Source organism: Vibrio sp. PSi01 (assembly GCF_054960695.1).
Genome location: NZ_JBHNYN010000001.1, coordinates 262,405 through 277,743 on the forward strand (window position 1 = coordinate 262,405; position 15,339 = coordinate 277,743).

Annotated in this window: 11 protein-coding genes; 4 read left to right on the forward strand and 7 right to left on the reverse strand. The window is 44.4% G+C overall.

The features are described from left to right. Positions 1–203: 203 nt before the first annotated feature. From ACFI6G_RS01175 to ACFI6G_RS01185, 3 genes are all read right to left on the reverse strand, one after another. Entirely contained in the window at positions 204–3,044 is a 2,841-nt protein-coding gene (locus tag ACFI6G_RS01175; protein ID WP_065100306.1) for an Hsp70 family protein, read from the reverse strand. A 269-nt stretch (positions 3,045–3,313) separates the two neighbouring features. Beyond that, a complete protein-coding gene (locus ACFI6G_RS01180; RefSeq protein WP_065106985.1) occupies positions 3,314–5,278 on the reverse strand; it encodes an Hsp70 family protein in 1,965 nt (654 codons plus the stop codon). Then, positions 5,278–5,910 (reverse strand): DUF2760 domain-containing protein, encoded by a 633-nt coding sequence (locus ACFI6G_RS01185; RefSeq protein WP_010441373.1) that lies wholly within the window; start codon positions 5,908–5,910, stop codon positions 5,278–5,280. Before ACFI6G_RS01185 ends, ACFI6G_RS01180 begins: the two co-directional genes overlap by 1 nt. A gap of 350 nt (positions 5,911–6,260) precedes the next feature. Here ACFI6G_RS01185 and ACFI6G_RS01190 point away from each other — a divergent pair, with 350 nt between their 5' ends. Together ACFI6G_RS01190 and ACFI6G_RS01195 are read left to right on the forward strand one after the other, a co-directional pair. After that, positions 6,261–7,799 carry a sensor domain-containing diguanylate cyclase gene (locus tag ACFI6G_RS01190; RefSeq protein WP_462710097.1) on the forward strand — a complete coding sequence of 513 codons (1,539 nt, stop codon included), beginning with the start codon at positions 6,261–6,263 and terminating at the stop codon, positions 7,797–7,799. A gap of 87 nt (positions 7,800–7,886) precedes the next feature. Beyond that, entirely contained in the window at positions 7,887–8,417 is a 531-nt protein-coding gene (locus tag ACFI6G_RS01195; protein ID WP_016767256.1) for a 3'-5' exonuclease, read from the forward strand. Between the two features lie 119 nt (positions 8,418–8,536). Here ACFI6G_RS01195 and ACFI6G_RS01200 read toward each other — a convergent pair whose 3' ends face one another. Continuing rightward, entirely contained in the window at positions 8,537–10,222 is a 1,686-nt protein-coding gene (locus ACFI6G_RS01200) for an LruC domain-containing protein (RefSeq protein WP_462710098.1), read from the reverse strand. An 11-nt stretch (positions 10,223–10,233) separates the two neighbouring features. Beyond that, a complete protein-coding gene (locus tag ACFI6G_RS01205; RefSeq protein WP_016784558.1) occupies positions 10,234–10,755 on the reverse strand; it encodes a hypothetical protein in 522 nt (173 codons plus the stop codon). 835 nt (positions 10,756–11,590) lie between these two features. Here ACFI6G_RS01205 and ACFI6G_RS01210 point away from each other — a divergent pair. Both ACFI6G_RS01210 and ACFI6G_RS01215 read left to right on the forward strand, forming a co-directional pair. After that, on the forward strand, positions 11,591–12,307 hold the full coding sequence (locus tag ACFI6G_RS01210) for a winged helix-turn-helix domain-containing protein (protein ID WP_462710099.1): 717 nt from the start codon (positions 11,591–11,593) through the stop codon (positions 12,305–12,307). 5 nt (positions 12,308–12,312) lie between these two features. After that, complete coding sequence (locus ACFI6G_RS01215; protein ID WP_016796393.1) at positions 12,313–12,750, forward strand: hypothetical protein; 438 nt, start codon at positions 12,313–12,315, stop codon at positions 12,748–12,750. Positions 12,751–12,781: 31 nt separating this feature from the next. Here ACFI6G_RS01215 and ACFI6G_RS01220 read toward each other — a convergent pair whose 3' ends face one another. Continuing rightward, entirely contained in the window at positions 12,782–13,231 is a 450-nt protein-coding gene (locus tag ACFI6G_RS01220; RefSeq protein ID WP_010441358.1) for a tellurite resistance TerB family protein, read from the reverse strand. Positions 13,232–13,343: 112 nt separating this feature from the next. After that, entirely contained in the window at positions 13,344–15,332 is a 1,989-nt protein-coding gene (locus tag ACFI6G_RS01225) for a metallophosphoesterase family protein (protein WP_462710100.1), read from the reverse strand. Positions 15,333–15,339: the final 7 nt, after the last annotated feature.

Genomic DNA, 15,339 nt, shown 5'->3' on the forward strand with positions numbered 1-15,339 from the left:
GATGAACTGCAACACGGCTAAGGCCTTTAAACAGCGAGCCTCTAATCAATTAGATATTGGCCAGCGAAACACTAGCCAACCAGACACTTGCAAACAGGCCTTTAGCCACCTATAAAAAAGCCACTTTCAACGAATCGAAAGTGGCTTTTTCTTTTCTAACTTGTGACTAAAGCTAATCGCTATAAAACTAACAGCTTTTAAAACTAGCTATTGATCAGGCTTAATCCGCTTGGTAATGCATCGCCAAATACGCGCTTAGACTCACTTTCAGAAAGTTCTGTCACTTCATTCACCAGTGTTAACCATGAATCAGGGACCTTGCTTTGTTTAAGCTTCTCAATCACTTGATTGCGATAGTCATCAGAGATATCAAACTGACGGTCACCGGTTTTACGACAAATCATCACAGCAGCGAAGGCTATCATTTGTTCTTTGTGCCAGTTCTGCTCAAGCAGTTTCGGTAGCCACTGTTCAGCTTGTTCTCTTGGAATCACACTATGTTGGCTGCCATACAAAGGCGTTCTTGATGCTAATCGACCTAGCGCCCACCAGTGAGCTTGTTCAAATTGGTTATGGTTAATCGCTTTGCTCAAGAACCAGCTTGCCAGCAGCACTTTGTCTTCCACTTCCAGTTGCTCAAGTGATGCCGCTAAACGAACCATGGCTTCATAACCATTGTCTTGCGCATCTTTAGCTGTTTTAGGGTTCTTCATTGCGCCTGGGTGAAGGTACTTCGCGATATCAGCCAAGATAGTTTCTTGCTGTTCTTGATTCAGGCCTCCAGCAACACGACGCCAGAATACCCACCAATCTGTCCAACCTTGATGGTTCTGGAATTGGATGTTTTGTTGGTAAAGTCCCCAAATTTGTTCAATACGCCATGAGTCAGTTGGGTCACCAAAGCCAGGTCGCATAGAGTAACCCGCCAAACGAAGCCAGTTTTTCTCATGCGCTTCAGAGCGACGACGGCGTTTACGACCTAAAGAGAACGAATCAAACAGGTGACGGAGAGTAGTAAAGTCCCACTCTTCGCGCTTACCGAGTCGCTTTTCAAGATCTTTAGCAAGTGTTTTGATCTCTTTAGATTCAGCACTCTTCTTGTTACCGCTGTATAGGCGAGAAATTAGCTCCTTACATTCGTCCAGTCTTGGATGAAGTTTAGAGTTATCGGATTCATCGCCTTGCTTGTTTCTTACTTCAAACTCGAGCAACCAACGCTTAGAGTCATCTTCTGTACTCACACACTCCATTTTTAGTGTGCCGACTTCGGTTAACTGACAAGCGAGCAGTACTTCAACACGCTCTTTTTGGTTGGCTTGAAGTTCTGCAGTACCTGAGCCTTCCAACGTAGAAATATACGGTGGGAGAGGCGAGAACAAGTCGGCATCCACATTGACCATCACACCATTTTGAATAGCAGTGTCGTGAGCTATTTGGTCGTGTGTTGAAGTCAGTAGATTAAATCGTACTGGCTCACCTAACGTCAACGAAAAACGACGACTGTTTAAGCGTATCTCTTGGCCTTCCTCAGTACCTTTGGCAAGCAAACAAAGTGCTTTACCCATCTTGTTCTTCTCTTGTAGATGCAAGAAGTAAGAACGCGCAGCACCGCCACCGATTTTCAGTTGTGCACCACGGCGGGCTTTACCAAAGGCGACCGCGCCAAGGGCAACAGACCAATCAGGGTGAGGGTTATCAAGCACTGTGATTGGAGAACCGTTCCAATTGCCTAGTAGCTGAGTAATACGCTCAGTCACAAGTTCACTGTTGAACACACCACCATTGAGTAGTACACCTACAGGAATTGCAGGTTTGGTGTCATCGAACTCAACAGAGCCTGAGTTTTCCAATGCGGCTTTAGACACTTGTTGGTGTGTCGTTAGGAATTCTGCAACGTGCTTACTCACCGCAGGGTCAGCCACGTAAGGCAGACCGAATTCAACCACGGCGCTGCGGCGTTTGTCGGGTGTTTCAGTAAACTCAGAAAGCGGGAAGAAACCTTCCAAAGCGATTTGATGAACTTCTTGCTTAGTTAAGCCAATGCTCTTGGTACCACCTAGTAGCTTCGAACCACTACCGAGCATGGTGATCTTCACGTCTTCTGGCGCATTGGCAGAAAGCAGGCTCTCTTTTGCAGCGCGAGTTTGTTGAATCAATTTGGTTAGACTAGACGCGTTGAGCTTTTTGTTTTGATTGAAGCGTTGCTCAGCAAGGTGAGCAAGCGCTAAATCGAGGTTATCACCACCAAGCATCAAGTGTTCACCAACACCGATACGATCAAGTGCTAACTCGTTAATTCCATCGTTGTTCGAATCGAACTTAGCCTCGATTAAGCTCAAGTCGGTAGTACCACCGCCGACATCACACACTAAGATCAATGGGATCTGTTGAAGCTCTTCCGCAGCCGTTTGTTGATGACGAGCATACCAGTCATAACAAACAGCTTGAGGCTCTTCGAGTAATAAAATCTTACCTAAGCCAGCAAGTTCTGCGGCTTCAAGTGTCAGCTTACGTGCTGTCTCATCGAATGATGCAGGAACCGTTACAACAACATCTTGGTCTTCAAGTTTGTTGCTTGGATTACGGTAGTTCCACGCTTGGCGGATGTGATTCAGGTAGCTCGCACTCGCGACAACCGGCGATACTTTATCGACATCAGCTGCGCCAGCCCAAGGAAGGATATCTGAACTACGATCGACGGCTTGGTGTGACAGCCAGCTTTTAGCACTGGATACTTGACGGCCTTCGACTTTAGCACCCAATTCACGTGCCCATTCACCGACGATAACGTTTTTAATATCGCCTTCAACTAAGTTCGGTGCCCAAGGCATGGTGAGGTCGGAAGGGGAGATCTGACCTTGTGCTGGGTGGTAACGAAATGATGGAAGTAGGGTTTTTCGAACCACTTCACCAGGGCCGATGAGTTGGTCAATATCGAAAAGAGAAACGGGAGCGTGTTGTAGGTCGTCGTTGATTTCACAGTAAGCAACAACGGTATTGGTTGTGCCTAAGTCAATGCCGACTAAAAAACGAGGAGATGCCATACAAAACCTTATTCTGCCAAAGTGATGACCAGTTTATTGATAGTTTTGGTCTTATTGTTGCTATTCGTGAACGTCATTCCCGAGAAGAAGGTACGACTGAGTCGGGAATATCATCACACTGTGTTTAAGACCGAAAAATTAGAACCTATAAGTTAAAACAGAGCGGTTAAAAAACACAGGGGTTAAAACAGATTCCCTAGTTTGTTCGTACTTGCGGTAGGGAATCGCATTGATAAAGTAACGGCACCCGTTAAGGTGCCGTTGATTCGTTATGCTTGGTCGTTTGAGTCGTTATTCACGTCTTCACGAACATCAAACTCAACGTGCCATTTCTGACCGTTATCAGCAGCAATTGCTTCTAGGTAAAGCGTGCCGAGTTCAGTAACACGAGAGGCTAGGGTTACCGGAACCACTTCACCCTCACGGCGACCTTCAGATACTGGCAGTGTCACTTGAATCTCTGGAAGTTCATCAAGGTCTTCTGGTGCCCAATGATCAAGGTGCGTACCCGCTACGTCTTCACGACGAGTGGTTGAACCGAAGAATTGGAAGTGAACTGGCTGGCCAATCACCAAACCAAACTCTTGGCTAGGCACTTGAACGCTTGAACCTTCTTCCATACCAAATGGCGCAACACACAGTGCTTCCATTGGCGGAGCCATACCTGGGATAGCTGGCATCGCGCTTTCAATTCCTACGTAGTAAGAAGAAGCGATACCACCACGGATACGAACGCCTTGGCCGCGACGCACTGCTCCGTAGTAAGAAGCGCCACTTGCAACCGCTAGGTCTAGATCCAAACCTGAAAGCTGTTTAGCAAATTCTGCATCAGCATTGATCAACCATTCGTTGATCGTATCTGAAAGACGATCAGCAAGTAGGTTAGATTTTAGAACACCACCATTGAACAGTACCGCTGTTGGTTTGATAAAATCTGCCGCTGGCGCTTCAGCACCTGGCATACCGGGCATGTTTGCAAACGGGTTGAAATCTTGCTGAGCCGTTTCGCTATTTCCAGAAAGCGCATTGGCTTGCTTAGAAAGAAATGCAGCTATATGACGAGTGATACCCGCATCTTGAGCGTAAGGCAGACCCATTTGAGTCAGTGCGCCACGCGTCTTTTGAACTGGGTGCTCATTCACGGCTACTTTCGGGAAGAAGCCATCAACCAATGTTTGTTGTACTTCTTGCTGAGTCAATTCTGTTTTTAGTGTTGCGCCAAGTAGTTTAGAGCCACGGCTAGGTACAACGATAGGCACAGATTGCAGTTCAGCATCGTTAAGCAGTGCTTCTTTTGCATCACGACATGCGTGAGTCATTGCTTGAACCTGCCAAGGAGCCAACTCTTTGCCTTCTTGAGCCAGTTTCATTTTCAGACGGTAAGCCAGTGCTAGGTCCATGTTGTCGCCGCCAAGTAGGATATGTTCACCTACTGCGATACGGTTCAGGCTTAGGTTGCCGTCATCTTGTGTTACTTCAACTAGCGAAAGGTCGGTTGTACCACCACCGATATCGACAACAAGAACGATGTCACCAACGTTCACTTCATCACGCCATGTGTCGTTGCTGTTATCAATCCAGCTGTAAAGAGCCGCTTGTGGCTCTTCAAGAAGCGTTAGGTGAGTGAAACCCACATTACGTGCAGCTTCTGCTGTTAGGTCACGAGCCGCAGGATCAAACGAAGCAGGAACCGTGATCGTTACATCTTGGTCTGCCAGTTTGTGTTCTGGGTTAGCGTGGTTCCAAGCGTCTTTAAGGTGCTCAAGGTACAATTCAGTGGTCTTAAGCGGAGATACTTTTTCAACTTCTTCAGGGCTGCCTGCAGGAAGGAACGCATCACGACGGTTCACACCACCGTGGCATAGCCAAGATTTTGCGCTTGCGACCAAACGGATAGGGGTTTTAGAACCTAGGTTACGAGCAATAGCACCAACCAGTGCTTTAGGCTCAGAAGACCAAGGTAGAACGCGAGAGCCCGCATTCATTTCATGTTCGTGCGGTTGGTATAGGAATGAGCCTAGTTGGCTGCGAGTTTCTACTGTACCAGGAGCCGTGAGTTGAGGTATTTGCATTACCTCTACGCGAGCGTCTTCATTCGTTGTGTCGATGAACGACAAAACGCAGTGTGTAGTACCTAAATCGATACCAACACTGAACTTAGGCGCCTGATGTTGCTCTTGAGAAGATGGCTCTTGTGAATGCTCTTGCGATGAAGAATGGTTTTGGTGTTCCATTATAGCTCCACCTCTGCCGGTGCAATGACAGATGCATCGTAATTTTCAGCAAGCTTAGGCAGGTTCATGTCAGTGGCTTTCCAACCTTTGTGAACCAATGTGCCATTGAATGGTGCGTTGCCTGTTACGTTGCCTGTTAGGCGAATTTCTTGTGGGTTGAAGCCTTCGACTACCGTGATACGCGTTTCTTCATCTTCCGTACGGATGTGAGAGAGGGTTACGTAATCAGCAAGTACTTTTTGACCGCCAGTGTGGATTACACGTGCAGCTGCGCCAACTTCTTCGTCAGAGAACGAAGTGAGATCTTCTTTTAGGAAGTCAATTAAACGTGCTTCTTGCTGCATGATAGACAATAGCTGCATTGCTGAATCGGTCGGTGCTGTTGCTAGTTTTGATTCAACTTCAACGACTCTTTCAATCACTTTTTCAACTTCAACAACTTTCTCTACTTCGACAATTTTTTCTACTGGTTTTTCAACTTCAACGATCTTTTCTACTGGTTTTTCTACGACTTTCTCAACCACTTTGGATTTACGAGAAACGGCAATAAGCAGCAGTAAAACGCTTGATGCAGTGAGGCCTGCGTGAAGCATATCAAACGTTTGTGGAATTAGGTTCAAATCAACGATCATAGTGATTTTCTCTTTAAATTGATTTAACGGTATATTCATTGGTTAAGTTGAACATACGGGTTGGAAAGAAAACTCTGTCGCACTCAGGCAAAACGGTATCTTTCAAGCTATAAATATGGATGGATACTAGCATATTCAAGGCTTAAGGGCTGTATTTAATGTTTTTATTCAAGTGGGTTTTTAGTGTGTTAGCGTGAAAATTAGTCGAGATTTGTTTGAATAATAGCCTTTGATGTAAGGGGAAGGTAAACATTGCCCATTTTGTGTCAGATTTAGGACTAAACATGAATGGAGCAGGGTTCCTTAACGTTATATACTTATGACTTTATATAATCCGACATGAGATATGTATGCCGCATACAATCGACCCGTTGACAGGGTTGAAGAGAAGAACCTTGCCAGTAGTTGCTTTTTTGGTCACCTTTCTGATTACGGTGTTATGCTTTGTGTTGGTAGCTCTTAACCAAAATCGTGCCTTGAACATGAATTTGGAGAGCTTTGCTAAAAACCAAACTCTAAGCCTAAAAGCGTTTATTGATAACGATGTTGCTTACATTGGTTCTGGTGCTAATTTTTTCTACGCAAATGATCCTGAAAACTGGGATAAGTTTGATCGTTTTGCGCAACAAACGATTAATGTTTCAAAAAGTCTAATTGGCTTGCAATGGATGCAAAAAGTGACAGCCGATGAGATTGAAGAACACACTGCTCGGATGGAAGAAAAGTACCCATCATATAAGTTATTCACTATTCCAAAACATGAATCAAAAGCTTTTGGTTACATCTTAGATGGTGAGCCAGCCTTTGTTGCGACTGATATCTACCCAAATACCGAACCTAATAACAGAGTTCTTGGTTTCTACTCTTCTCGTGAACGATTTAAGCGTGTTTTAGACAATATTAAACATACACGCCAAGCGAATATTTCAGACAAAGTTCGTTTAATACAAGATGGTTTAGACCCAAAAACACCGAAAAGTGGCATGTTGGTGTATCACCCTGTATTTGAGGGTGAAAGTGACAATTTGCTCGGTGTTGTGATTGGTGTGGTTCGTACGACTTATTATTTTGAGAACTTACTGGCATCCACTGCGGGTGATATGAATGTATATGTGCGAGTGACCGATACCGGTTTTGAAGCAGAAGATTCTCCCATTTTGTTTGAAACTGAAGGTTTTGAAGGCGTAACTGGGCACCTTATTACCAAAACCATTAGCCTAACCAACCGTGATTGGAAAATTGATTACAAGATAGGTTCATGCATCTCATTTTCAGGCTACTTGGTACTCGCCGGCATTGCTTTAGTTGGGACCACTATCTCTTTACTGTTGGCCTACATAGTTAATCTACAAGTTCGTGAGAAACAACGTTTGTACCAAATGCTATATGAGAGGACGGAAGAGCTGCGCTTTTTAGCCAATCATGACAGCTTAACCGAGGTCTACAACCGACGAGCGTTTAATAAGAAATTAGACAAAGCGATCGACAGCGATAAACCATTTAGCCTTATTGGTTTTGATATCGATAAGTTCAAAAACATCAACGATCAATTTGGTCATCCAGCGGGTGATGCATTGCTGATTCACGTCGTCAAACTGATCTCTGTTAATTTGAAAGATGGTGATGACCTGTTCCGTTTAGGAGGTGATGAATTTTGCATCATTTCGAGTATCTCAGATCACGAAGCGTTGGAGCGTTATTTAGAATGTATCCTAAATACTGTTAGCCGCTCTCATTGTGAGCACAAAGGTCGCCAATTGAGTTGTACGCTTAGTATTGGCGCTTCTATTCGTAGCAATGAAAATACCGAAGAAATTCAGCAGCGAACCGACAGCATCTTGTATCAAAGTAAACTAAACGGTCGAAATCGAGTCACAATTGCAGGCTAAATGAGCACTTGATGTAACAAGGGTCGAGTTCCTGACTGTCCTCATGTACAATTTCACGAAATTTTTGACGAGAGAATTAGGCGACGTATGAATCACAATCGAGTGGTGTGTTTCGATTTGGAAATGTGCTGTTGGAGCGAAAATGGTGTAGGAACAACAGGGGAGATCATTGAAGTGGGTCTTGCTGAGATTGATCTAGCATCTGGCACTATCGTGAAGCGAGCGCAATACTACGTTAAGCCAGAGAAAGACGAAGTCTCTCTGTTCTGCGCCGAGTTAACGGGCATTACACCTCGTAAAATCGAAAAACAGGGGCGCCCATTAGAGTCTGTTATCAAGTCGATGATTAAGAACTTCGGTGGCCCAAAGAAAATCTATGCAGCGTGGGGACGAGATGATCTGATCTTACATAAAGAGTGTAAAGAGAAAGGCATAGAACCTCCGTTTAGCGAGTTTATAAATATCGCAACACTTTATCGAATTCAGAATCGTTTGAAAGAAAAACGCATTGGTCACCGCGCGGCTCAAGAAGCGAAAAATATTGAGTGGGAAGGCCGTCAGCACTCTGGGTATGTCGATGCGTATAACCTCGCGAAGTTGGCGTTAACGATGCTCTAGATAGCAGCAGTGAACACCCGAACATAGAAAAGCCATCTACTTGTAGATGGCTTTTTGGTTTAATTTTTATCGGTATTTCTAAAGATTAACTCATTTTTTAATGACCAAGCTCGAGTTACTTACCATACCTTCGACCCTGTCGGTGATGTGAACCAGTCCGTTTGAAGTGTACCGCCAGACTCTGCCCACGTGGTTAGATGTTCATATGCTTCACAAGTATCAATACGTTCGTATGGGTGAGACCATTGGCCTGGGATATCTAGAGCCCATGGGTGGCCAGTCGTGTTTTGATAGTATTCACCTTCACTTGTTACTGTATCATCATCACCAGCACCGAATATTGCGGTATCTGCTACATCTGTATTTGGATAGTTCATCAAGTGAATCTCTCTGCCTCTCGCGTTGGCTTTGTAAATGAACGGGTTAAAATCCGTATTGCTTAGCGCAGGAATTGAACCATCAATCACCAGCGAGACACTGTAATCGATTAAGCTTCGTACATCACCCGACTCTGTGTTGTAAAAGCTATAAGTGCTTGTACTTGGCAGCATCGCCGCGACACTATCAATCACAACAAATACCAACTCGCCTGAGTGACCGGCCTCTGGTGTTAACGCTACGGTAGAGCCGTTGTATGTTTTGGTCAGTGAAGTGACATCCGTGTCTTCAAGCCCTGCTAACGAAATAGCGAAACCATTGTCTTCAGCCGCTCCACGAGCAATAGCTTGACCGTAGTAATCAAAACGAGTTATTTGGTTATTCGCGTTTGTATAAACACCTAATGCGTAGTGGCTAACAAAGTCATTTAGATCGTAGTCACCTTCATTTGGCCATAAATCTTCGTAGGCTAATGTGTACCATCCACTGGTTGGTGTTCGGCTATAAAAAGCGATTGTCGGATCGTTTGGTGCGTAGTCGTTTGCATCTGATACACCATCACCGTCACTATCCCCAATTGAAGGCCATGCAATCTCAGCGATTTCACTGATCAGCCCATTCTGGTCAATAGCGATGACCTGAACCTTCCAAAGTTCTCCAACTTCAGTTTCACTGGCCGGCAACGTAGCATTACTGTTGTCATTTTTTCCGACAAACTCATCATCCACATAGAACCCTTGACCTACATCGACAAACCAACGGTAGCTATAAGTTACAGAATCACCGTCTGGGTCTTCCGGTGTTGGACCGGTTACTGTCACAACCAAGTCGTCATTATCACCGAGTCCAGTGCTGCGACTTAGAGTTGGTGTAGAAGGAGGGTTATTAGCAATGGTGACATAAGTAACACTGATAAGGCTGTAATCCAGCGTGGTTAGCCAACCGTCGTTATTCACATCAATATCTAGGTCTACATTCACAAGACTGTCGTCAAGTGAAGCGATAGGGAGGTCAAAAACGGTTGTCGACCAGTTATTGTTGGTACCTTGTAAGAACCCGGGAGTAAGTAAAGAACCGTCAACAGCGATACTGTCGTATTCTCCGTTTTCTCCGTGGTGTGCTTCTGAATCAACATCATAAGCGTAAATAGTGAGTGTCGCTGCGGTAATCTGTGCGCCATCAGGGACCGTCAAATTATGTTGCCAAGAGTAGTCTTCGTTTGCTCGGCTGTAGATGTCGAAACCATAACCAGAAGGCGCGATGTAATGTGGTGAGGTACTACTTGCATCGATCTTTTGAGTCACTGTTATTGAGCCATCACCGTTAGTGGTTGTTGTGTTTTCTGTTGCAGCTGCAAACGTCTGTTGCGAGAAAGAACACATAGCGACTGAACCCATCACCATTAGAGATTTTTTAATATTTTTCATGGCAGCTATCCTTAGTCAGAATCCAGAACAATGTCGCAAGAAACTAGCAAATCAGTAGTGACGTTATCTAGGTCAACGGTACTTCTACACTCTTGACCACGCACCTGAGCAACGATTTCCAATCCTTCCCAGTTGGTTGGAATGCTAAAGTCACTCACTAATTCACCATCGCGGTTCGACATACCAGAGTAGAAGGCTTGAGAATCTGTTTGGTCTGAGGTCACGCTGTATAATTTGATGATGTGGGAACCGCGAATCGGAGCCGGCTCACCGTCTTTGTATGAAAAACTACTGACGACAATGACGCTCATTGTTCGCGAAGCCGTTCCACGCCACTCAAAACTGTCTGGTACAGCAATATCAACAAAAGTCGTATTGGCAGCTGTTGCGGCAGGACTCGCAGCGCTGTCAGTTGAGCCGCTTGCACCACCTCCGCCACCAGAACTGCCGGACCCGCCACCACCACCGCCGCAGGCGATGAGAGACATTGATGTGACCGATGTTAAGAGGAGTGTTTTTAATTTCATCATCATAATCTTCCGTAATTAATTGAGGCCGTGTAAAACTTAAAGAGCAATGACTGTGCCAGTTTTTATGTTGTTGATAAAAAAGGAAAAATTTGATTTTTTGATGTGGTTTGAAATTAATTGTATATCAGCATCTCAATTAGAGAATCAATCTGACGATAACGAATAAATGACGGCCTGATAATGAGATTGGATAGGGAATTAGATTCAGTTTTCACGAATGCTGAGTGAGGAAAGTTGAATCTGTAATAAGAGACATTTGACTGGTATTTCTCTTGTTCAATAGGTGGTGGGTATCGGTTTTTACATCAACACAAACAGAATGAAAAGAATGTTAATTCTTAATAAATGTCAGAAGCGCTTTAATTAATATTAAATCGCAGGTTTCGACCTTGATTGGGCAGAGCTAGATGGTAGCGTTAGTTCACCCAAAACAAATAGCACAAGAGAAGCCAAACCAAAAAGCGATGATCAGGCCTGTCTATTCCATGGCAAGTTTAGAGTTAAACCTTGGCTATGTTTAAAGGTGAGTGAGTTTACGTGACTGACTCACCTTGTCGTTATTTCATCTTGTTACTCGTCGAACTTATATTTGACTGAATTATTGGTTAAACTTCGCGCCACTCTTTTCTATGTATAGCTTGGCATTAGAATAACCAAGCAAACATCTTTTTGATGACCTTTTTATTTATGAACTCCTCGCTGAAATGAACGCCAATAGCCCTGAAAAATCACCTTAGACGCTTCGGGTATCGAGCTGATTAATAACACACTCATTGATTCTGAATCAGGTAATCAGGCCACCTTATCTCCCTCAGAAAGCTTGATCCTTGAACATTTAGTGAAGAACAGCCCAAAAGCCGTTGGTCGTAACTTTTTACTTGAACACGGCTGGCCGGGACGGGTGGTGACGGGCAGTTCACTGAATGTTGCGGTCAAGAACATTCGTACAGCATTAAATTCGCTTGAGTGTGATTGCAAAATTTTAACGGTTCAAAAGGAAGGGTATAGCTTCAATGGCCCGAGACAGGTTGGTAGTTATTTATCGATGCCAACGCCTACGACTGACATACATGTTGAATCGGCAATTGTTGAATCGACATTTTCAGAGAATGCCGCCACCACAGATGACTTAACATTTGTAGCAAAGCTCACGCCTTCTGGCATGAACAGACAAGGTGGAAAATCAAAGCAACAGTACCCACAATCTCATCAGTCTATAGTGAAGCACTTTATCACTCGTCATCAATCTCGTATCGCTGGAATCGTAGTCAGCTTGTTTCTCGTCATGTTGTTTTATCAGTTTGCGTTTTTTATGGATAAGAGTCGTTATCGTGGCATGGATGTTTATCACGATAATTTGAACTTTGATCAATCGCTGTTAACTGAGTTGAACACTGTCTCAAAACTCGGTGTTGATTTACTTTACCTACATCGTATCGGAGTTGGGTGCCAGAATATTCAAGCCGTTGCGCTGATAAATGGGCGCTGGAGAGAGATGAGTCATCAGTTTAAATCTCTCTCTTGTGATGGCGATAATGACGATGAGCGAGGCTAACCGATATGAATCGTAAGTTTTGGATGCCTATCTTGCTCACGCTTTTTGTGATTATAAATGTAGGCTTAATCTCTGGGCTCGCAACTAAAAGTACCTATAAATTTTCCGCAGAGTATCCAATGGTAGGCTGGGAAAAAATCTCACTTCGATTGGAAAGTGGTCGGGTAAAAATGCAGTACATTGGTTACGACATCGATGGAAATGTTGCTCAAACTAAGCAAATGTTTGGAGTGTTCTTTCGCTGGGGGAATCACTACTACCTTTATCAATTGGACCAAGACCAAACCCAAGATAAACAGACTTTCAATATCAAACACTTATACATCCAACAAACGCAAGGCAAGCGCAGTGTGTTGGTGTCAAATCAGCGTGGCCTTTATGTGACAAAAAAAGGCACGCCGTTAGAGCTGAAAGGCATAATGTATGGTGATCGCTTACTCTAGTTGAGAGTATCAACGAGTAGAAAGCCTTTGGTTAGCTTTTACCCAAGACGTTCAGCTTGGTCTTAATAAAGTCACTGTGGTCAACGTAAAGCAGTTCTGCGGTTTTGCGGATCACTGAATCTTCAAGTGGATCAATCTCTCCATCAGCATGTGCCACTTCCCACATTGCCTTTATTAGATCTATGCGGACTGGTTGAGACAGCTCTCGCAGTTGAGAAGTAAAGTCGTAAAGAGAGACAGATTGTTCAACTTGAGGTTCAGCTTGCGCCAATAAGGCTTTGGATTCGTCTTCAGTTATGTTCAGCAGGCGTTGAAGCAAGTGAAGTTTAGCTTCTTGTTCGGATTCGTTAATCGCGTGGTCTGCACCGGCGACTTCACATAACAAGCTGGCGATAGCTAAGTTAGGAGAGGCGGTTGGCGTTTTACCTAAATCAGAGCCTTCAACTAATTGTTTAAATAACGAGGTAAGTGAGTTAAACATAAGATCATTCCAGTTATGATGAATATTATTACTATTGGGCCTACAGAGTGTGATCGCAAGCGTCTTTACTCAAAACTGACATTACGGATGAGCGAGCAATAAAGAACACTTGTTAATCAGGCTCAGGGAATCGTGTGACTTTCCCATCACCACTTAGTGTCGTTATTGCTTGCGGTTTGCCTTCGCTATCTAACTTTAATTCACCAATCGCACTTCGGTTTGAAAGTCGATAGAAAGTCTGATTATCAGGGCTACGTTTTTCAATCTTTAAGCGTTTTCGCTTGGTGAAATAGTTCAGAATTGAGCGTGGGCTATACAGCAATCGGTCCCATACATCACAGAATTTAAGCAATGAAGTAGGGAACTGGTTTTTAATACCACTGCAAGTAATCTGATAGATATTCGGGCTGTTACGGCGGTATCTAAGTTTAATGTCGTAAGCAAAAGAGTAGTGAACATCACCAGAAAGCACGACGAATTTGGTTGGTGTTTTGGTGTGGGTAAAGATACTGATGAGTGTGTTAGCACTGCCCGGATGTGCCATCCAGTTTTCCGCATCAATCACCAATGGTTTACCGATTGTGGTCGCCATTTTTTGCAGTGTTTCAATAAACTTCACGCCAAACATCGGCGCAGCAGAAACAATCACCACCTTATCTTGATGGAGCAGCTGGTGCTGAAACTCAATTAAGGCTTCCCAGTCCATCAAACCAGAAGGTTTATTCATGCGAGATTCTGATCGCCAGCGACGCGTTCGAGTATCCAACACAATGACTTTTGGAGACGTATCTATCGTGTAATGCCACTCTTCAAAGCGACCGAGCATCTCAATGAAGGCCTGGTGTTTGTTTGGTTCTATGTTGCCAACAGAGTGTTCAGTATTGTTGCCGCCAGTTTCATTCTGCGCTTGATTTTCAGCATGCCATTGAAAACCAAAGAGCTGTTTTGCTTGCTTGATGAACTCTTTGTTAAAGCTCTCCGGTTTGTTGCCCCAACCCTGACACATCCAGTAGGCGGCAAGGCCGTTACCAATCACTTGAGTAGCAAACTGATTTTGATCGACAGCATGTTCCCAACCCACAGTCAGGTTCCAATCATCGGTGACATCGTGATCGTCGAAGATCATGTACGTTGGAATATGAGCGAACAGACGCTGCACTTTCGGTAGACCTGCTATGAAGTCATCAATGATAATGCTCTCGTCACGCCATTGTTGTTGCTCTGCCGGTGATAATTGACGTCCACCTTCTGTGAAATCATTTTCGATCAATTGCTCTCGGTTGATGCATTGCCACAATGTCGGAGACCAAACCAGCAAATACATCGCGATGAATTCTGACAAGGTGACCAAGTGATTCTCACAATCGGTCGAGCTGAAAATAGGGATTCCGCGCTTAGGAAATAGCTTATCAAGCAACGAATCAGAGGTGTTGTGGTGTGGCAGTAAATGATGACGTCGATACAGCTGATATTCACTCTTGAACAAGGCTTCACTACTGTCGATTGTGCTTACCTGTGAATCCGTCGGCAAGCTCTCGCCCACAAGACCAAGCAGTTGAATCACTTGTTGAATAGCATCAAGCGTTGGACCTGCTACATGATCGGCGTAGATCTGGTCGCCGCTCATCATTAGCATATCTGGCCGTTCAAGTACCGTTTGCTTTCCGACCTTGTTATCTGCAGCAACTAGGCTGTCTTTGCTCGGGTGATGAGGGTTACGACAAGAGCCATGCAGGATATAATCAGCAGTCGTTGAGATCTTAAATTCAACGCGAGACTTGTCGCTATAAACAAGGTGAGGAGCCCATGTGGCCAGTGACCCTAGTTCGGTGTGAATGTCATATTCAAGGGGCGTATTGGTAGGGAACTCACCCTTTAATTGAATCAGGGTTACCCAAGCATGTGTCCCCACTTGAATTGACCCTTGTTCATCAAGTGGCGACGAATAAAAAGGCGAATCTTGCTCTGCGTTGAATAGTTCAGTTGAGCCTGTAGGTTGTGAACTCGTCACCATCCACAGTACCACCTCGTTGGCGGTGGTTTTTCTTAAAATTGGGCCTGCAAGTAAGAAGGGAAGAGATGATGTCGTCGAACGTTTCAATGCGGTT